This window comes from Streptomyces sp. JLBJ103, from assembly GCF_058215575.1.
This window is the reverse complement of record NZ_CM177089.1, coordinates 3,267,632-3,284,604: the sequence shown is the minus strand read 5'-3', so window position 1 is coordinate 3,284,604 and position 16,973 is coordinate 3,267,632. Positions and strand designations below refer to the sequence as shown.

Annotated in this window: 18 protein-coding genes and 3 tRNA genes; 10 read left to right on the top strand and 11 right to left on the bottom strand. The window is 69.0% G+C overall.

The annotated features are described in order from the left end of the window. Positions 1 to 4: 4 nt before the first annotated feature. On the bottom strand, positions 5 to 493 hold the full coding sequence (locus AC4BEG_RS14320) for a YajQ family cyclic di-GMP-binding protein (protein ID WP_490706258.1): 489 nt from the start codon (positions 491 to 493) through the stop codon (positions 5 to 7). Positions 494 to 682: 189 nt separating this feature from the next. On the opposite strand from AC4BEG_RS14320, the gene AC4BEG_RS14315 reads away from it, so the two are divergent. Further along, positions 683 to 764: transfer RNA gene (locus tag AC4BEG_RS14315), tRNA-Tyr, on the top strand. Between the two features lie 1,149 nt (positions 765 to 1,913). On the opposite strand, the gene AC4BEG_RS14310 is transcribed toward AC4BEG_RS14315, so the two are convergent. From AC4BEG_RS14310 to AC4BEG_RS14280, 7 genes are all read right to left on the bottom strand, one after another. Further along, a complete protein-coding gene (locus AC4BEG_RS14310) occupies positions 1,914 to 2,273 on the bottom strand; it encodes a hypothetical protein (protein WP_490706257.1) in 360 nt (119 codons plus the stop codon). After that, positions 2,273 to 2,998 (bottom strand): DUF6232 family protein, encoded by a 726-nt coding sequence (locus AC4BEG_RS14305; RefSeq protein WP_490706256.1) that lies wholly within the window; start codon positions 2,996 to 2,998, stop codon positions 2,273 to 2,275. Before AC4BEG_RS14305 ends, AC4BEG_RS14310 begins: the two co-directional genes overlap by 1 nt. A 286-nt stretch (positions 2,999 to 3,284) precedes the next feature. Then, positions 3,285 to 4,508, bottom strand: coding sequence for a cyclic dehypoxanthinyl futalosine synthase (gene mqnC / locus AC4BEG_RS14300; protein ID WP_490707083.1), 1,224 nt, complete (start codon positions 4,506 to 4,508; stop codon positions 3,285 to 3,287). Further along, the gene (locus tag AC4BEG_RS14295) at positions 4,508 to 4,810 is read right to left on the bottom strand and encodes a ferredoxin (protein ID WP_490706255.1); all 303 of its coding nucleotides are present in this window, start codon (positions 4,808 to 4,810) and stop codon (positions 4,508 to 4,510) included. The genes mqnC and AC4BEG_RS14295 overlap by 1 nt, the downstream gene beginning before the upstream one ends. A 48-nt stretch (positions 4,811 to 4,858) precedes the next feature. Next, the gene (gene mqnE, locus AC4BEG_RS14290; RefSeq protein WP_490706254.1) at positions 4,859 to 6,022 is read right to left on the bottom strand and encodes an aminofutalosine synthase MqnE; all 1,164 of its coding nucleotides are present in this window, start codon (positions 6,020 to 6,022) and stop codon (positions 4,859 to 4,861) included. Positions 6,023 to 6,150: 128 nt separating this feature from the next. Further along, on the bottom strand, positions 6,151 to 6,996 hold the full coding sequence (locus AC4BEG_RS14285; protein WP_490706253.1) for a menaquinone biosynthetic enzyme MqnA/MqnD family protein: 846 nt from the start codon (positions 6,994 to 6,996) through the stop codon (positions 6,151 to 6,153). After that, a complete protein-coding gene (locus tag AC4BEG_RS14280; RefSeq protein ID WP_490706252.1) occupies positions 6,993 to 8,060 on the bottom strand; it encodes a methyltransferase in 1,068 nt (355 codons plus the stop codon). Before AC4BEG_RS14280 ends, AC4BEG_RS14285 begins: the two co-directional genes overlap by 4 nt. Before the next feature lie 475 nt (positions 8,061 to 8,535). Between AC4BEG_RS14280 and AC4BEG_RS14275 the strand changes: the two genes are divergently transcribed. Continuing rightward, entirely contained in the window at positions 8,536 to 8,820 is a 285-nt protein-coding gene (locus tag AC4BEG_RS14275) for a hypothetical protein (protein ID WP_490706251.1), read from the top strand. Positions 8,821 to 9,003: 183 nt separating this feature from the next. Beyond that, entirely contained in the window at positions 9,004 to 9,675 is a 672-nt protein-coding gene (locus tag AC4BEG_RS14270; protein ID WP_490706250.1) for a hypothetical protein, read from the top strand. A gap of 161 nt (positions 9,676 to 9,836) precedes the next feature. Here the strand turns inward: AC4BEG_RS14270 and AC4BEG_RS14265 are convergent, their stop codons facing one another. Continuing rightward, positions 9,837 to 11,147, bottom strand: a complete 1,311-nt coding sequence (locus AC4BEG_RS14265; protein WP_490706249.1) for an amidohydrolase family protein — start codon at positions 11,145 to 11,147, stop codon at positions 9,837 to 9,839. A 472-nt stretch (positions 11,148 to 11,619) separates the two neighbouring features. Here AC4BEG_RS14265 and AC4BEG_RS14260 point away from each other — a divergent pair, with 472 nt between their 5' ends. Next, a complete protein-coding gene (locus tag AC4BEG_RS14260; protein WP_490706248.1) occupies positions 11,620 to 12,075 on the top strand; it encodes a DUF3574 domain-containing protein in 456 nt (151 codons plus the stop codon). A 14-nt stretch (positions 12,076 to 12,089) separates the two neighbouring features. Here AC4BEG_RS14260 and AC4BEG_RS14255 read toward each other — a convergent pair whose 3' ends face one another. Further along, a complete protein-coding gene (locus tag AC4BEG_RS14255; RefSeq protein ID WP_490706247.1) occupies positions 12,090 to 12,755 on the bottom strand; it encodes an SDR family oxidoreductase in 666 nt (221 codons plus the stop codon). A gap of 89 nt (positions 12,756 to 12,844) precedes the next feature. Continuing rightward, positions 12,845 to 14,146 carry an amidohydrolase family protein gene (locus AC4BEG_RS14250; protein WP_490706246.1) on the bottom strand — a complete coding sequence of 434 codons (1,302 nt, stop codon included), beginning with the start codon at positions 14,144 to 14,146 and terminating at the stop codon, positions 12,845 to 12,847. A gap of 215 nt (positions 14,147 to 14,361) precedes the next feature. On the opposite strand from AC4BEG_RS14250, the gene AC4BEG_RS14245 reads away from it, so the two are divergent. The 6 genes from AC4BEG_RS14245 (at position 14,362) to AC4BEG_RS14220 (ending at position 16,961) form a co-directional block, all read left to right on the top strand. Next, positions 14,362 to 14,434 (top strand) — tRNA-Thr (locus AC4BEG_RS14245). Between the two features lie 57 nt (positions 14,435 to 14,491). Beyond that, positions 14,492 to 14,564: transfer RNA gene (locus AC4BEG_RS14240), tRNA-Met, on the top strand. Between the two features lie 83 nt (positions 14,565 to 14,647). Next, the gene (gene rpmG / locus AC4BEG_RS14235) at positions 14,648 to 14,812 is read left to right on the top strand and encodes a 50S ribosomal protein L33 (RefSeq protein WP_054217192.1); all 165 of its coding nucleotides are present in this window, start codon (positions 14,648 to 14,650) and stop codon (positions 14,810 to 14,812) included. A gap of 85 nt (positions 14,813 to 14,897) precedes the next feature. Next, positions 14,898 to 15,362, top strand: a complete 465-nt coding sequence (locus tag AC4BEG_RS14230) for an FAS1-like dehydratase domain-containing protein (protein ID WP_490706245.1) — start codon at positions 14,898 to 14,900, stop codon at positions 15,360 to 15,362. Next, positions 15,359 to 15,793 (top strand): MaoC family dehydratase, encoded by a 435-nt coding sequence (locus AC4BEG_RS14225; protein ID WP_490706244.1) that lies wholly within the window; start codon positions 15,359 to 15,361, stop codon positions 15,791 to 15,793. Before AC4BEG_RS14230 ends, AC4BEG_RS14225 begins: the two co-directional genes overlap by 4 nt. A gap of 112 nt (positions 15,794 to 15,905) precedes the next feature. Beyond that, positions 15,906 to 16,961, top strand: coding sequence for a UDP-N-acetylmuramate dehydrogenase (locus tag AC4BEG_RS14220; RefSeq protein WP_490706243.1), 1,056 nt, complete (start codon positions 15,906 to 15,908; stop codon positions 16,959 to 16,961). Positions 16,962 to 16,973 lie beyond the last annotated feature (12 nt).

Below are 16,973 nucleotides of genomic sequence, written 5' to 3'. Positions count from 1 at the left end.
GGGTTTAGCGGTAGTTCACGAACTGAAGCGCGAAGTCGAAGTCCTTGCCCTTCAGCAGCGCGATCACCGACTGGAGGTCGTCCCGGCTCTTGGACGACACCCGCAGCTCCTCACCCTGCACCTGCGCCTTGACGCCCTTCGGCCCCTCATCGCGGATGATCTTGGCGACCTTCTTCGCGTTGTCCTGGGTGATCCCCTCCTGCAACGAGGCGAAGATCTTGTACTCCTTGCCCGAAGCCTGCGGCTCGCCCGCGTCCAGCGACTTCAGCGAGATCCCGCGCTTCACCAGCTTGGACTGGAAGACATCGAGGATCGCCTTCACCCGCTCCTCGGAGTTGGCGCGCATCTCGATCTTCTCGCCCGACCACTCGATCGAGGCGCCGACGTTCTTGAAGTCGTAGCGCTGGGAGATCTCGCGGCTCGCCTGGTTGAGAGCGTTGTCGACCTCCTGCCGCTCGACCTTCGAGACGATGTCGAAACTGGAGTCGGCCATCTTGAGTTGGCTCCTCGTACGTAGATCCGTCAGTGGCACGGCCCCACGGACCGCATCAGCCAGCCTAGCGATCTCGGCCATGATCCAGAGGCGATCAACCGGGTGGCGAACCACCCCTCCGCATCAGGTATTGTTTACGTCGTTGCCAGGGAGCAGCGACGCGCAAGCGGAGTACCTGGCCACATCCCAGGCGGTGTGCCCGAGTGGCCAATGGGAGCGGACTGTAAATCCGTCGGCTTAGCCTACCCAGGTTCGAATCCTGGCGCCGCCACACTGGGTAAACGGCCCCTGAACTGCGGGAACGCGGTCGGGGGCCGTTGTCGTTGCCCTGTAGGGATCCCGCCCGGAACGGGCGATCCATCTCACTGTGTCCCACTCGATCTCGCGTGCTGGCCACGGTGTGTGGGGAGGGCTGTGGCGCCGCGGCGCCTGCGTGCCGCAGGTCTCGTACGGGTGGGCGCCCAGCGGTGATGCCTGCTGCTCCGGCCCGAGTGCCGCCTTTCGGGCCCACGTCCAGACTTCCCCGTGGCCGCTCTCCTGCACCAGACCTCGCATGCGACTGCGACTGGCCGGCCGGACACCAGGAGTGCAACCTCAGCGACTATCCAATCTGTACTCGACGCTGCTCGTCACTGCTCGATTGCGTCGATATGGGTCGACCTTTTGCAGTTTCGTCTGCCTTTTCTCTTTGTCGGTATCCCAACTGACCGACAGGAAGTTTGCATCCATATGGGGAACTGGAGTGCTTTTTGAAGGATTTCGAAAGTACACGCGAGCCACCGGGCGGTCGCCGAGCATGTCCCGAATAAAACTTTCACGGGGTAGCGTGACCTGGCGACGCACAACCGAACAATCAACATCCGGATCCGATGAGGGGCAGCGCTCAAATTTCCATTAACGCCGCCAACTACGATACGCAAGAGGCTCGTTACGGCTTGCCCGCTCCCGGAGAGGGAAATGTCGATGAAGGCGGTGGCCGGGAAGAAAGTGAAGTCAGCAAAGAGTACCCACCGAAAACGTCGGACCTTCACTGCCCACATGAAGGCAGTCCGCATCCCTTGCGTGACCGTCTTCACTGTCCCTGTGAAGATAATTGCAATCCTTCGCATGACCGTCTTCATCTGAGCAGGCTATGAAAAACCGGCCATGGTGCATCGCGACTGGGCTTTGATCTGATCACGTCCGCCCCAATGGACTACTGAGATCGGACTCAAGGTGTCAGAGTGGCCAGTCGGATGTGGGGTCTTGTGGGCCCGACATGAGGGCTGCCGGAGGCAAGCCACGGGGCTTGCCTGGGGTATATCGACGATGAGCCCCCGTAGCTGAACGATCCGTCAGCTATAGGAGGTTGCCTGGCGTCCCCGCAGCAGCTCCGCGGCTGGCTTGAGCGCCTCCCCGGGAGTCAGCGTCTGCCGGGTGCTCACTTTGCGCCCATGAGTTCGAGGACCTTGTTGATGGCGTCGATGATCGGTACGCCGAGCGCGCCGATGGTCGCGGCGATGCCCGCGACGGCGAGCAGGGCGCGGTGCCGCTCCTGCGGTTGGACATCCGCCTCGGCGCGGAGTGCCGGCAGTGAGTCGTCGAGAGCGTCGGCGCTGACGGGTGGCAGCTGGGGGCGCAGTTCCTGGACCAGAGCAAGGAGCTCGCGGAGGGCCTCTTGGACGGCCTGGGGCAGCTCTTGGGCCGGAGTGACTCGCTTGTCGATGCCGATGTTGCCCGAGCCGCCATGCATGGTGACGTGGTCGCCGCTGCCGAAGTAGTAGTGCTGGTCCCCGCTCATCAGCTCGCCATCCCTACGTTGCCGGTGCCGCCGTACATGTTGACGTTGTCTCCGAAGTAGTAGTGCTTGGGGCTGATCCTGATGGTGTCCACCCGCACCGTGAATTCCGCCTCCGGGTTCTCGATCGCGTCGGCGATCTGGCGGGCCAGCTGCCGCAGTTGGTCCGGCCACCGGCTGGTCACCACGGCGGTGGAGGAGCCGGAGGTCTCGACGGCCAGGATGAAGTGCGCGGGTGCGGCGAGCACCGTCAGCATCTCCACGAGGGAGTAGATCAGCGCCGCGACCGCGGCGATCATGACTAGGACGGAGAGATCGCCGGAGCCGCTGCTGCCGCTGCTTCCAAAGTCGCTGCTGGACCCGTCGATCACAGCGGCGAGCAGACCCAGGATTGCCGTCACCGCTCCAATGGTCAGCAGCCGCTTCGCGAAGAGCAGAGCGGCGTCCTTGCGCCGGGGATGGATGGTGAGCGCGTACACCCGGGCGACGTTGTGCAGCGGGTAGTAGGCGTCTCCGATCCAGAGCAGCCGTTTGCTGACCCGCAGGTCGACGCCGATGATCGGCTGTGCCGCGGCCGCTGGTGCCGCAGCGGGGTGGTACCGATTGGCGGCGGGCGGCGGACCGGCCGGTGGCTGCGGTGGGGCGGTGGGTGGTGGCGGGCCTCCGGCTCCGGGTAAGGAGTGAGAAGGCGTGTTCTGTTCCTGTCCCGCCGAGTCTGCTGCTGTCACGTGAATCCCCCCCTGGACAACCGTGTCAAGTGGAGTCCATTCACCTGGTTAAGCCTCGCTGACGCAAGCGGTTTCACCATGAAGGGGGTATCACAGAACGAAGTTGATGCTCCGTGGCATGGGTGGGCGTCCGGGCCACCGCATGGCCTTACGGCCGAGGCACGATGAGCAAGGAGAAGGAGGCATCGACCGGGACCCCGGTCTATGCCCCCTTCTCCGTCCGGTCGCGGAGCCGCCGCCCCTCAGCCCGCGCCGGGAAGCGGCCTGACGGGGTCGGGCGGCACGGTCACTTCGCGTCGATGAGGTTGAGTTCGGGGTGGGCGGTGCCGCCTTCGATGGCCGTGGAGGACAGGTGTGAGACGACATGGTCGTCGACCGGGTCGTTCGCCGGGTCCTCGTGCACCACCAGGTGCTCGTAGGTGGTGGCACGCTGCGCGGGCACCCGCCCCGCCGCGCGGATGAGATGGAGCAACTCCATCCGGTTGGAACGATGCTTCGCCCCCGCCGAGGAGACCACGTTCTCCTCCAGCATCACCGAACCGAGATCATCCGCACCGTAATGCAGCGACAACTGCCCAGCCTCCTTGCCGACAGTCAGCCAGGAACCCTGAATATGCGCGACATTGTCCAGGAACAGCCGGGCAACCGCGATCATCCGCAGATACTCGAAGACCGTCGCCTGCGTCCGCCCCTTCAGATGATTGTTCTCCGGCTGATACGTGTACGGGATGAACGCACGGAAGCCACCCGTACGATCCTGCACATCCCGGATCATCCGGATGTGCTCGATCCGCTCCGCATTCGTCTCACCCGTGCCCATCAGCATCGTGGAAGTCGACTCCACCCCCAGACCATGGGCAATCTCCATGATCTCCAGCCACCGCTCACCGGACTCCTTCAACGGCGCGATCGCCTTCCGCGGACGCTCCGGCAGCAACTCCGCCCCCGCCCCCGCGAACGAGTCCAGACCCGCCGCATGAATCCGCCGGATCGCCTCCTCCGCCGAGACACCCGAGATCCGCGCCATATGCTCGACCTCGGACGCCCCCAGCGAGTGAATCACCAGCTGCGGGAACTCCTTCTTGATCGCCGCGAAGTGCTCCTCGTAGTACTCCACGCCATAGTCCGGGTGATGACCACCCTGGAACATGATCTGAGTACCACCAAGCTCAACAGTCTCCGCACAACGGCGCAGAATGTCATCCAGATCACGCGTCCAACCCTTGGCCGCATCCTTCGGCGGAGCATAGAAGGCACAGAACTTGCACGCCGTCACACACACATTGGTGTAATTGATGTTCCGCTCGATCAGATACGTCGCGATGTGCTCCGTACCCGCGTAACGGCGCCTGCGCACGGCGTCGGCGGCAGCGCCCAGCGCATGCAGCGGAGCGGACCGGTACAACTCGAGCGCCTCTCCCGGGGTGATACGACCCCCACCAGCCGCGCGGTCGAGCGCCGCCTTCGCGTCGGGGTGTGCCTTCTCGAACGTCGTCATGGTCAGAGTCATCACGCCAGTGCTCCTGCGTCGGGCCCGTACAGCTCCACCTGGTCGCTCTTGCGGCGCACATGGATGCAGTCACCGGGGCAGTCGTTCGTTGCGTCCACCACGTCCCTCACCAGAGGAAGCGGAACAGTCACCGTGGCGGCGGGCTCTTGGCACAGCTCGTCGTTCTCGTCCTTGACGTAGGCCAGTCCGTCGATGTCCAACTCGAAGACTTCCGGGGCGTACTGGGCACAGATGCCGTCGCCGGTGCACAGGTCCTGGTCGATCCAGACTTCGAGTTCATCATCGGGCGTGTTCGTGTGCATGGCTGCTGCCTGCCGATCGTCGTGGGGTGGGAGATGCCGGTCGGGGTCTCACACCCGCATGGGCTGGGGGGACTCGCGGCGGTCGGGGTCGGGGCCGTCGTATTCGCGGATGACCTCGTAGCGGGTGTTGCGCTCGACCGGACGGAAGCCCGCGTCCTGGATCAGCTCCAGCAGATCGTCACGGGTCAGCTTGTTCGGCGTCCCGTAGTTGTCCGCATCATGCGTGATCTTGTACTCGACCACCGAACCATCCATGTCATCCGCACCATGGTTCAACGCAAGCTGCGCCGTCTGCACCCCATGCATGACCCAGAAGACCTTCACATGCGGAACATTGTCGAACAGCAGCCGCGAGACCGCGAACGTCTTCAACGCCTCGGCCCCCGTCGCCATCGTCGTCCGCGCCTGAAGCCGGTTCCGGACCTTCCCGTCCCTCATATCCACAAAGTCATGCTGGTAGCGCAGCGGAATGAAGACCTGGAACCCCCCGGTCTCGTCCTGAAGCTCCCGCAGCCGCAGCACATGATCCACCCGATGCCGCGGCTCCTCGATATGCCCGTACAGCATCGTGCAAGGGGTCTTCAGCCCCTTCTGGTGGGCCAGCCGGTGGATCCGCGACCAGTCCTCCCAGTGGGTCTCATGGTCCACGATGTGCTGACGGATCTCCCAGTCGAAGATCTCGGCACCACCACCGGTCAGCGACTCCAGACCGGCATCGATCAGCTCGTCGAGGATCTCGGAGGCGCTGAGCCCGGAGATCTTCTCGAAGTGATGGATCTCGGTGGCCGTGAACGCCTTCAACGAAACCCGCGGCAGCGCCTCCTTCAGCGCCCGCAGCGACCGCGGGTAGTAGCGCCAGGGGAGAGTGGGGTGCAGACCGTTGACGATATGGAGCTCGGTCAGGTTTTCGTTCTCCATCGCCTTGGCGAGCCGCACCGCCTCCTCGATACGCATCGTGTACGCGTCCTTCTCGCCCGGCTTGCGCTGGAAGGAGCAGTACGCACACGACGCGGTACACACATTGGTCATATTGAGGTGACGGTTGACATTGAAGTGGACGACGTCACCGTTCTTACGGGTACGCACCTCATGAGCCAGACCACCCAGCCATGCCAGGTCGTCGGACTCGTACAGGGCGATGCCGTCCTCACGGGAGAGCCGCTCCCCCGCGCGAACCTTCTGCTCCAACTCCCGCTTGAGGCCAGAGTCCATTGCCGTCATCCCCTCGTCATTCATAAGCCTGTCCGGCACGGTGGTGAAGTCGCGTGAACCACGCGTCGGCAAGGGCGCTGCCGCCTCCTGAATCCCTTTTCCCGGGCACGATTCCGGGAGGGGTGGCATCAGGAGACGGGCGCCAGCCAGTGATAGTCGGTGGTGGCGCCGATGCGCCGGGCGAACTCGGTCATCCCGCCGAGATGCCGCGGGCCGAGGCCGAAGTCCAGCGTGCTGAAGTACGTCTCCAGGAGCGCCGGGCCGAAGGGCGCCCACCGCGCGGCACGGACCGCGATCTCGTCGAGGTGCTCCAGCGAGAGGTCCCGCGCGGCGAGGAGCAACCGGTGCACCTCGTGCACCGTTTCGGGCTCCCTCGCCAGGAAGTCGCGGCGGACCGCCCAGACGGCGAAGACGAACGGCAGCCCGGTCCAGTCGTGCCACAGCCGGCCCAGGTCGTGGACGTCCAGCCCCTCCTCGGGCAGCCGGCGCGTATGGGCCTGGAGCCCGACGTCCCCGATGACCACGGCGGCGTCGGCGTCCTCGAGCATGCGCCCGAGGTCGGGGCGGCAGCTGTGGTAGTCGGGGTGGGCGTGGTGGCGCTCGGCGAGGATGAGCTTCGCGAGGCGTACGGAGGTGCGCGAGGTGGAGCCCAGCGCGACGCGCGCCCCGCCGAGGTCGGCCAGCGGCTTGCGGGAGACGATCTCGCAGGACATGACGTCCCCGTCGCAGCCCACCGCGATGCCCGGGAGCACGGCGAGGTCGTCGGCGTGCCGGAGGAACTCCACGAGCGAGACCGGGCCGATGTCGAGATCACCGGCGACCAGCAGATCGCTCAGCCGCTCCGGGGTGTCCTTGGTGAGCTCCAGGTCGAGGAGCGCGCCGGTGCGCATGAGTCCCCAGTAGAGGGGCAGGCAGTTGAGGAATCCGATGTGGCCGACGCGCGGACGGTGCCTCGTGGAGGCGGACACGTTCACTGGTCGGACCTCGGGGTGACCGGCCTCGGGGTGACTGGCCTCGGCGTGACCGGCATCGGCACGACCGGTGTCGGGGCCACCGGTGTCCCCTCTATCAGCGAGAACGGCTGGGGGCGGGGCAGCGGAGTGACGGCGGAGAGCCGGAACCCCGACGCGTGCAGCAGCGCGTCCCAGTCGGCGCGGGTGCGCTCCCGACCGCCCACCTTCACCAGCATGTTGAGGTCGCTCAGATACATCAGCTCGTCCGCGTCCGCGGTGGCGGTGTCGGGCAGCACCCGCTCGACGAGCAGCAGACGGCCGCTTTCGGGCAGGGCCTCGCGGCAGTGCCGGAGGATGGTGACGCACTGCTCGTCGTTCCAGTCGTGCAGGACGCTCTTGAGGACGTGCACATCGCCGCCCTCCGTGATGGCTGTGAAGAAGTCCCCCGGTACGCGGGTGCAGCGGTCGCCGACGCCGAGGTCCGCCAGGTTCCGCTCGGCGCCCTCCAGCCCCTCGGAGGAGTCGAAGACAACACCCTTCAGGGAGGGATGGGCGCGCAGAATGGCGGCCAGCAGGGTGCCGTGGCCGCCCCCTATGTCGACCACCGTGCTGAAGCGCCCGAAGTCGTAGTGCTCCGCGACCAGGTCGGCCACCATGCGGGTGCCTTGGCTCATCGCCGCGTTGAACTCTGCGGAGAGCTGCGGGGCGCCGCCGAGGTAGGTGAAGTAGTCCTGCCCGTATGCCTTGGAGAAGTGCGGCCCCCCGGTGCGGACGCTCTCTTCCAGACCCGTCCAGGCGCCGACGGTGGTGGGGTCGGTGAGCAGACGGACCAGTGCGTGCAGGGAGTCCGGGCGGTCCGTGCGCAGCAGCGATCCGGCCTCCGTGAGCGAGAATCGCTCACCCTCGTCCTCCGAGAGAAGCCCCAGCCCCGCCATCGCGCGCAGGAGCCGGTGCATGGCCTGTGGTTCGGCTCCGCATTCGCGCGCCAGATCGGCCGACGTACGCGTCGTGTCCCGCAGCAGATCGGCCACGGAGAGCCGGGCCGCGACGCGCACCACTTGCGCGGCCATGTGCCCGTGGGCCAATCTCGCAACCGTCGCCGTGACGCCCTGACTGTCCGCTGTGCGCATGCCGGATAAGCTCACCCGTACATCCCCCATTCACGGCTGCGGGTAATGCCCCACAGGGTTACTGGGCGCCAGATTAACACCAGCGTATTCGGGCGGGCCAAGCGGTTTTGGTGTGCGCCATCTCGCATTTCCGAATTGATTGAAGGCGGAACATATTTCGATTGTCCGCCGTCACGGACGGTGTTCCTGGTCAAAGGTCTTGCGGAACGTCTACTCCGGTAAATGCCTCGCCATTGGCTCCGCCGCTACACAGGGTTCGCGACTGATCCAGTACCTGTGCGACAGCGCCTCCGACGAGAGTTGGCAGCAAGTACCCCGCTGACGCGGACCACTTGGCCGCTGCCGGCCGTTGCCGGGTCATTCCCCGGTGACTCTGCTTGGCTGAACAGCGATCGGCACAACGACCGCACCGCATACGGGGATACGTTCCATGACAACAGGAACCACGGGGGAGTCCGCCGACCGTGCCGCGCAATCGCGCTGGGCGATCCCGCTGATCGTGCTCATCCCCGTCGTGGCCATCGGGCTCGCCACCTCGCTGTCCACGCCGTGGCGCATGGTGGGCTGGCTGCTGTGGGGCGTGGCCGCGGTGCTGACGGTCGCGGGATGGGTCCATGTGCGGCGGGAGGGGGTCAGGGGAGCGGCGGGGTGGTTCAGCTGTCTGCTGCTGCACGGTGTTCTGGTGTGGCAGGCGGTCCGCCTTCTCGTCGGCTGATTCACGGCTGTGCCGTCATCCGACCGGAACCCCGCTACGGCCTGCCGCCGCCGCGCGGCCACGCTCCCGTGCTCCATCAGGGGTAGGGACATGCTCCCCATGGGTGATTAAGCAAACAATATACAAGATTCTGCATCTTCAGTGGAATGTCGCCTTTTGGCAGGGTCTTTTTTCTTTGTATCCATGGCCAGAAAGGCAGGAATGATGAAGAAGTTCGCTCGGTCGGCCAAGGGGCTCGCGGCCGCCTCGGGAGCTCTCCTCGTCGGGGCGCTCGTGGCCGTGCCCGCGGTCGCGGACGATCCGTCAGCCGCTCCAACGGCTGCCTCGTCGGCTGCGCCGTCGTCCGCTCCAACGGCCGCCCCGTCGGACGATCCGTCGGCCGCCCCGTCCGTTGCCCCGTCGGACGATCCGTCGACCACCCCGTCCGCGGCTCCATCGGACGATCCATCGGCCGACGCTCCATCGGCCTCTCCCACCACGCCCCCGGGTGGAAGCTGTTTCTCGCGGGAGCGCGATGTCAGCTCCACCATCGTGGACTATGGGGGCGCCCCCCTGTTCGAGACGCAATTCCATGCGGCGACGGACCGCTTGGGGCACGCCTTCCTCAACGACAGCCGGGGCCCGGGCGTCTGGATCGATCTCGGCCTTGTCGCCGGTGCTCCGACCTGCACGCGGGACACGGCCTTGTCCGTGACCGAGCAGAGCCCTGGCCACCTCTTCATCACCCTGCTGGCAAGTGACGGAGTCGTTCACCAGGCCCGGTGCGACATCTCCACCGCAGGCGCCCTCACCCCGGCGAACATCGCGACGGCGTGCGCCCCCGGGTTCGCCCCGCTACCGGGTACCCCGGTCTGACGGCAGGGACCTTCGTGCGGGGCTGTGGGCCGTACCGCAGGTGAGGCCCCGTTGGTCACGGCAGGTTTCTGACCGGCCCCTGGGCCGGACCCGCGACGGCGTGTCCGGCCGCTCGGCCGGCGGCGGGTCCGGGAGCCCGTCCCCGCGGCCACCGAGAGGTGCTAGCGAGCGCGCCCCGGGTCCCGGTCCCGGTCCCCGTCCAGCCCCCGGTCCCGGTCCCGGTCGAAGTCCAGCTCCAGCATCCGGATCGCGTTGCCCCGCAGGATCTTGTACGTCGTCTCCGCCGACAGCCCTGCCACATGTTCGGCCGCGATCCGCCGGGTGTGCGGCCAGGTCGAGTCCACATGCGGATAGTCGGTCTCGAACGTCGCGTTGTCCTCCCCGACCGTCTCCAGCGAGGCGACCCCGTGCTTGTCGCGGAAGAAGCAGCAGTAGATCTGCCGGTAGTAGTACATGGATGGCGGTTCGGGGATCAGATCGCGTACCCCGCCCCAGGCCCGGTGCTCCTCCCAGACGTCGTCCGCGCGTTCCAGGGCGTAGGGGATCCAGCCCATCTGGCCCTCGGCGTAGGCGAGTTTGAGCCGCGGGAACTTCACCAGCACTCCGCTGAAGAGGAAGTCCATCATCGACGCCATGGCGTTGTTGAAGCTCAGCGACGCCTGGACGGCGGGCGGGGCGTCCGGGGAGGCGGCGGGCATCTGCGAGGACGAGCCGATGTGCATGCACACCACCGTGCCGGTGGCCGCGCACTCGGCGAAGAAGGGATCCCAGTAGCCGCTGTGGATGCTGGGCAGACCCAGGTGGGTGGGGATCTCGCTGAAGGTCACCGCCCGTACCCCGCGCGCCGCGTTCCGGCGGATCTCCTGGACCGCCAGCTCCACGTCCCACAGCGGGATCAGGCAGAGCGGGATCAGCCGTCCGCCGCTGTCACCGCACCACTCCTCGACCATCCAGTCGTTGTACGCGCGCACGCAGGCGAGGCCGACCTCCTTGTCGTCCGCCTCGGCGAAGGTCTGGCCGCAGAAGCGGGGGAAGGTCGGGAAGCACAGGGACGCCTCGACGTGGTTCATGTCCATGTCGGCGAGTCGGGCTTTGGGGTCCCAGCAGCCACGGCGCATCTGGTCGCGGGTGATGCCCTCCAGCGTCATCTCGTCCCGGGAGAAGCCGACGGCCGCGATGATGCGCTTGTACGGGAAGAGGCCCCCCTCGTACTCCCACCAGTCGGTGAGCGGACCGTCCGGATCGGTGGTGATCCGGTACTTGCCGCCGATGTACGCCAGCTCCCCGATCCCGGCCGTGAGCGGCTTGGGTCCGCGGTCCCGGTACTTGGCCGGAAGCCAGCGCTCGAAGAGGTGCGCGGGCTCGATCACATGGTCGTCCACGCTGATGACCCTGGGTAGCCCGGCCCCGCCGCCCGTTCCGTCCGCCCCGGCCGCCGCGCTCACCGATCCGCTCACCGCTGTGCCCGTCATCCCGCCAACTCCCCTTCTCGCCCGGCGGTCGCGCGGACCGCCGGAGGAACTGAATCTGACGACCCGTCAGGTATGGGGGAAGGGTAGGCGGCACCGCTCCAAGCAACAAGGGACGCGCTCCGCGGCGACCGGAGAGGCTCTCCGCGCGTCCCGTTCTCGGCCGCGTGCGCAGGGCAAACGCAGTGCACACGGCAATGGCCGGGAGGTGACGGTGAACGCATCGTCGATCGCACGCGGACTCGGCTCGGCCACGCGCACCCCCGGGCGCGGCGGCCGACCGGGGCGGGGCCCTGGCCCGCCGGCGCCGCGTCTGAGCCGATGCCGCGCCGCCCCCGCCGCGGGCGGCCCCACCCCCGCTATGGGCGGCCCCGGCCGCGCCACCGGAGCGGCGGACGAGCGGGACACCCGTGGCCCGTTCGACTTCGGCGCGGCGGTCTTCCGGTGGGCTTCGGGGCCCGGGAGCATGCCGGGCATGACCTCGCGCACCCGGATCGCCGCCGTCGCGGCGGCGGTCGCGTTCGCCGCCGCCACGCCCGTCGTCACCCACGCCGCGCTCGACACCGGGCGGGAAACGGCCGTCGCCGCCCCGGCCAGGGGCGCGGCGTACGTCGAGACCCGGCTCCTCTTCGGGACGGAGCGGCCCGGCGGCGGGCCGCCCGTCACCGAGAAGCAGTTCCTGGCGTTCGTGGACCGCACCATCACCCCGCGCTTCCCGGCCGGGCTGACGATCCGGGACGGCCGGGGGCAGTGGCGGGACCGGACCGGGGCGATCGAGCGCGAGCGCTCCTACGAGGTGGTCCTGCTCTACCCGGTGTCCGAGGCGCGCGCCCACGACCCGCACATCGAGCACATCAGGACGGCCTACGAACGGACATTTGCCCAGGAGTCCGTGGCCCGCGCCGACACCCCGACCCGCGTGGACTTCTGAGCCCCGGGCAGGGCCTAGCCCTGCCCGACGGTCGCCCGCACCGACTCCGTCACCGGCGCGGAGCCATTGATCAGTTGCAGGGTGCGGCCCGCCGTGCGCGGCTCGTCGAGGAGGGCCACCAGGACCGCGGCCACGTCATCGCGGGTGATCGGGCCGCGCTCGGTGCGCTCCGCCAGTTCGACCAGGCCCGTGCCCGGGTCGTTCGTCAGCATGCCGGGCCGCAGGACCGTCCAGTCGAGGCCGTCGCGCGCCCGTACGTTGGCGTCCGCGGCGCCCTTCGCGCGCAGATAGGTGGCGAAGACCGGGTCCGTGCCCTCCGGGATCTCGCCCTCCGCGCCCATCGCGGAGACGATGAGGAACCGCCGGACCCCCGCCGCCTCGGACGCGTCCGCGAAGAGCACCGCCGCCGCGTGGTCGACCGTCTCCTTGCGGGCCGCGCCGCTGCCGGGTCCGGCGCCGGCGGCGAACACCGCCGCGTCCGCGCCCTCCAGATACTTCGCCACGTCCTCCACGGAGGCCGACTCCAGGTCGCAGACGACCGGTTCGGCGCCCGCCGCCAGCAGGTCACCCGCCTGTTCGGGGCGGCGGACGACGCCCGCCACCTCGTCCCCGCGCGCGGAGAGCAGCCGCTCCAGCCGCAGCGCGATCTGTCCATGTCCACCAGCGATGACAATGCGCATGATCCCGACCGTACGCCGTGCGCCGCCGGGCCGCTCGCCCGGAACCGGGGCGCCGCCCGCCGCGGGAAGCGCCCCGGACGGCCGGCGCCCTACGCCTGCTCGCCGTCCTGGTTCTGCGCCCGCGTCTGCCGCGGCAGGTCCAGCGCGACCGCCGCGGCCGAGTCGCAGTACTCCCGCACCGCGCTGGTCCGGGCCACCACCCGCCCCTGATGCACCACCACCCGGCTGTACGCCAGGGAGAGCACACCGGCGAGCCCCTCCCCGCGCACCGCGAGCAGCTCGGCCGGGAACCCGGCCTCCACCCGCACCTCGGCCAGCCCCAGCGCCGCGCGGGCCCGCCCGCACACCGCCTCGTACGCCTCCGCCGGAGCCAGCCCCTCCCGGGACGCCAGCAGGAAGGCGGCCTCCAGCGGGTCACCGCGGCCCACCGGGTTGACCGCGTCCCGGAGAGCGCCGCTGCCCGCGGCCACCCGGACGCCCGCCGCCCGCAGCAGCCGCACCGGAGCACAGCCGGGAGCGGGCGGGCCGACCGGGCCGGACGCGCCGCGCGCGCCCCGGTCCTCCAGTCCGCCGCAGTCGCCCTGCGGCAGACAGACCACGGTGACACCGGCCGCCGCCAGCCGGTCCGCCAGCCGTGCCGCCACCTCCCGCGGCAGCCGGGCGAGCCCCGCGCACGGGCCGATGGTCACCCCCGGCCGCAGCCCGCCGGCCATGGCCGCGAACCGGGCGAGCCGCGCCGGGTCGTCACCGTCCGTGTGCAGATCGACCGCGCAGCCGTGGCGCGCGGCGAGGTCGAGCACGGCCTCCGCGTGACCGGTGGGATCGGGGTCGAGATCGGGGCAGCCGCCGATCACGGCCGCGCCCATCTTCACCGCGTCCCGCAGCATCGCCAGCCCGTCCGCCCCGGCCGCGCCGGTCAGCACCCTCGGCACCGCCACCGCGCCGAGGTCGGTGAGCCCGCGCAAGGTGTGGCCCGCCTGGAGGACGGCCTCCAGGGAGCGCAGTCCGTGTACCCCGCCGACCCGTACATGGGTGCGCAGCACCGTCGCGCCGTGGCTGAGATGCAGCAGTGCCGCCTCGGTGGTGCGCCGCCGGACGTCCTCGGGGTTGTACGGGACCGGGCCCGCGATCTCGGCGGTGAGCGCGGTGTCGCAGTGCGCGTGCGGCTCGGCGGGGGCGGGCAGCAGCAGATAGCCGCTGAGCTCCAGCCGGGGACCGGGGGCGAGGCTGCCCGCCGTGCCCACCGCCTCGATGCGCCCGCCGCTGAGCCGGACATCCACCGTGCGGCCGTCGGCGAGCCGGGCGCCGCCGAGCACCAGCGCACCGCCGGGCCCGGGTGCCGCGTCGTTCCTGGGGGGCTGCTGAGGCTGCTGCGGCTGGCTGTCGGGCATCGCACTCCGCGGGGCGTGTGAGGGGCGCAAAGAGGGCTGGTGACGGGCGCATGAGCAGCCAAGATCACTCGGCCTGACCCGAGCCTAGGACGCGGTGGGGGCGGCTTCGCGGAGGAGCCGAATAGTCGTACCGGTGTGGTGCCCGATGACCCTGTGACCGTGCGCCGATACGGATTTCACCTTCGGCGGCCGAGCGTGTAATGTCTTCATCGCTCGCCCCAATAGCTCAGTCGGCAGAGCGTCTCCATGGTAAGGAGAAGGTCTACGGTTCGATTCCGTATTGGGGCTCTGATGTGTCAGGTTTCCCGCTTCGACTCCGGTCGGGCGGGGTAACCATCACATCGCAGCGGTGTAGCTCAGTCGGTAGAGCAAGCGGCTCATAATCGCTGTGTCACCGGTTCAAGTCCGGTCACCGCTACTGACAGTAGCCGATTGTGGGCTCGGTCCTTCGATCGGCTACTCTTTCTGCGTTCATCCATCCGTTCGTCAAGGAGCACTCACGTGGCTGCCACCGACGTCCGCCCGAAGATCACGCTGGCCTGCGTGGAGTGCAAGGAGCGGAACTACATCACCAAGAAGAACCGGCGCAACGACCCGGATCGTCTTGAGCTCAAGAAGCACTGCCCGCGGTGCAAGGCGCACACTGCGCACCGTGAGACGCGCTGAGCAATAAGCTCTCCTGACGAGGCCGCCTCCCCACGCGGGGGGTGGCCTCGTTTTGTTGGTAATCAATCGCAGGAGGTGCGAGCCGATGGCGCTCGACCAGTCCTTCGTCGGGCGGAGCTATCCGCCCACCGCCCCGTACGAGGTCGGCCGGGAGAAGATCCGGGAATTCGCCGAGGCCATCGGTGACACCAACCCGGTCTACACCGACCCCGAGGCGGCGCGGGCACTCGGCCACCCCGATGTGATCGCCCCGCCCACCTTCGTGTTCGCGATCACTTTCAAGGCCGCGGGGCACCAGGTGGTCGAGGACCCGGCGCTGGGGCTGGACTACAGCCGGGTCGTCCACGGTGACCAGCAGTTCGCGTACACCCGCCCGGTCCGGGCCGGTGACCGGCTGCGGGTCACCTCGACCATCGACTCGATCAAGTCACTCGCGGGCAACGACGTGCTGTCCGTGCGCGGCGAAGTCCACGACGAGGCGGGCGAGCACGTCGTGACCTCGTTCACGACCCTGGTGGCGCGTGCCGCCGAGGCGGAGGAGAGCGGATGACGGCCAAGGTCCGTTACGAGGACGTGGAGGTCGGCACCGAGGTGCCGGCGCGCGAGTTCCGTGTGGACCGCGCCGGTCTGGTTCGCTACGCGGGTGCGTCGGGCGACTTCAACCCCATCCACTGGAACGAGAAGTTCGCCAAGGACGTCGGTCTGCCGGACGTCATCGCCCACGGCATGTTCACCATGGCCGAGGCGGGGCGGGTGGTGACCGACTGGACCGGTGACCCCGGAGCCCTCGTCGAGTACGGCGTGCGCTTCACCAAGCCGGTCGTGGTCCCCAACGACGACAAGGGCGCGGTCATCGAGATCGCCGCCAAGGTCGCCGCCAAGCTGGACGACGAGGCCCGTACGGTGCGCCTGGACATCACGGCCACCAGCGACGGGCGGAAGGTACTGGGCCGGGCCCGCGCCGTGGTCCGGCTCGGCTGAGCCGCCCGGGACGCCCTGCCGCAGGGCCGCCGAGCCCCCGCCGGCCCCCGGTCTCCGTGCCGGGGGCGGCCGCCTCAAAGGGCCCCATGGGTGCCCCCGTACTCTTGAGCGCGTGCAGGAACTCCACGACGCCCCCCTCGCCCCGCTGACCACGTTCCGCCTCGGCGGACCGGCGACCCGGTTGATCACGGCCACCACCGACGACGAGGTGATCGCCGCGGTCCGCGAGGCCGACGCGACCGGTACCCCGCTGCTGCTGATCGGCGGCGGCAGCAATCTGGTCATCTCCGACAAGGGCTTCGACGGCACCGCCCTGCGCATCGCCACCCGCGGCTTCGCCCTCGACGGCACTCGTCTGGAGCTGGCCGCGGGCGAGAACTGGTCGGACGCGGTCGCCCGCACCGTCGAGGCGGGGCTGGCCGGAATCGAATGCCTGGCCGGAATCCCCGGTTCCGCCGGTGCCACGCCGATCCAGAACGTCGGGGCGTACGGCCAGGACGTCTCCGCCACCATCACCGAGGTGATCGCCTACGACCGGCGCGCCGACGAGGTGGTGGCCATCCCGAACGCCGACTGCGCCTTCTCCTACCGCCACAGCCGCTTCAAGGCCGACCCCGACCGCCATGTGGTGCTGCGGGTCCGCTTCGAGCTGGAGGACGCCGGCGGACTGTCCGCACCGGTCCGCTACGCCGAGACCGCGCGGGTGCTGGGCGTCGAGGTCGGGGACCGGGTGCCCGCCGCCATCGCCCGGGAGACCGTCCTCGGCCTGCGCGCGGGCAAGGGGATGGTGCTCGACCCCGAGGACCACGACACCTGGTCCGCCGGGTCCTTCTTCACCAACCCGGTGCTGGACGAGGCCGCGTACACCGCCTTCCTCGCCCGCGTCGCCGAACGCCTCGGCCCGGACGCCGCGCCGCCCGCCTTCCCGGCGGGCGACGGCCACGTCAAGACCTCCGCCGCCTGGCTGATCGACAAGGCGGGCTTCACCAAGGGCTACGGCTCCGGCCCGGCCCGGATCTCCACCAAGCACACCCTGGCCCTCACCAACCGCGGTGCGGCCACCACCGAAGACCTGCTGGCCCTCGCCCGTGAGGTGGTGGCCGGAGTCCAGACCGCGTTCGGCGTCCGCCTGGTCAACGAACCGGTGACGGTGGGCGTCAGCCTCTGATACCTGACACCG

Excerpts from the sequence above, each read along its gene's own strand:
- AC4BEG_RS14320 (WP_490706258.1), bottom strand. The coding sequence starts at position 493 with ATGGCCGACTCCAGTTTCGACATCGTCTCGAAGGTCGAGCGGCAGGAG.
- AC4BEG_RS14310 (WP_490706257.1), bottom strand. The coding sequence starts at position 2,273 with ATGAGCGGGGACCAGCACTACTACTTCGGCAGCGGCGACCACGTCACC.
- mqnC (WP_490707083.1), bottom strand. The coding sequence starts at position 4,508 with ATGACTCTGACCATGACGACGTTCGAGAAGGCACACCCCGACGCGAAG.
- AC4BEG_RS14295 (WP_490706255.1), bottom strand. The coding sequence starts at position 4,810 with ATGCACACGAACACGCCCGATGATGAACTCGAAGTCTGGATCGACCAG.
- mqnE (WP_490706254.1), bottom strand. The coding sequence starts at position 6,022 with ATGGACTCTGGCCTCAAGCGGGAGTTGGAGCAGAAGGTTCGCGCGGGG.
- AC4BEG_RS14275 (WP_490706251.1), top strand. The coding sequence starts at position 8,536 with ATGACAACAGGAACCACGGGGGAGTCCGCCGACCGTGCCGCGCAATCG.
- AC4BEG_RS14270 (WP_490706250.1), top strand. The coding sequence starts at position 9,004 with ATGGCCAGAAAGGCAGGAATGATGAAGAAGTTCGCTCGGTCGGCCAAG.
- AC4BEG_RS14265 (WP_490706249.1), bottom strand. The coding sequence starts at position 11,147 with ATGACGGGCACAGCGGTGAGCGGATCGGTGAGCGCGGCGGCCGGGGCG.
- AC4BEG_RS14260 (WP_490706248.1), top strand. The coding sequence starts at position 11,620 with ATGACCTCGCGCACCCGGATCGCCGCCGTCGCGGCGGCGGTCGCGTTC.
- AC4BEG_RS14255 (WP_490706247.1), bottom strand. The coding sequence starts at position 12,755 with ATGCGCATTGTCATCGCTGGTGGACATGGACAGATCGCGCTGCGGCTG.
- AC4BEG_RS14250 (WP_490706246.1), bottom strand. The coding sequence starts at position 14,146 with ATGCCCGACAGCCAGCCGCAGCAGCCTCAGCAGCCCCCCAGGAACGAC.
- AC4BEG_RS14230 (WP_490706245.1), top strand. The coding sequence starts at position 14,898 with ATGGCGCTCGACCAGTCCTTCGTCGGGCGGAGCTATCCGCCCACCGCC.
- AC4BEG_RS14225 (WP_490706244.1), top strand. The coding sequence starts at position 15,359 with ATGACGGCCAAGGTCCGTTACGAGGACGTGGAGGTCGGCACCGAGGTG.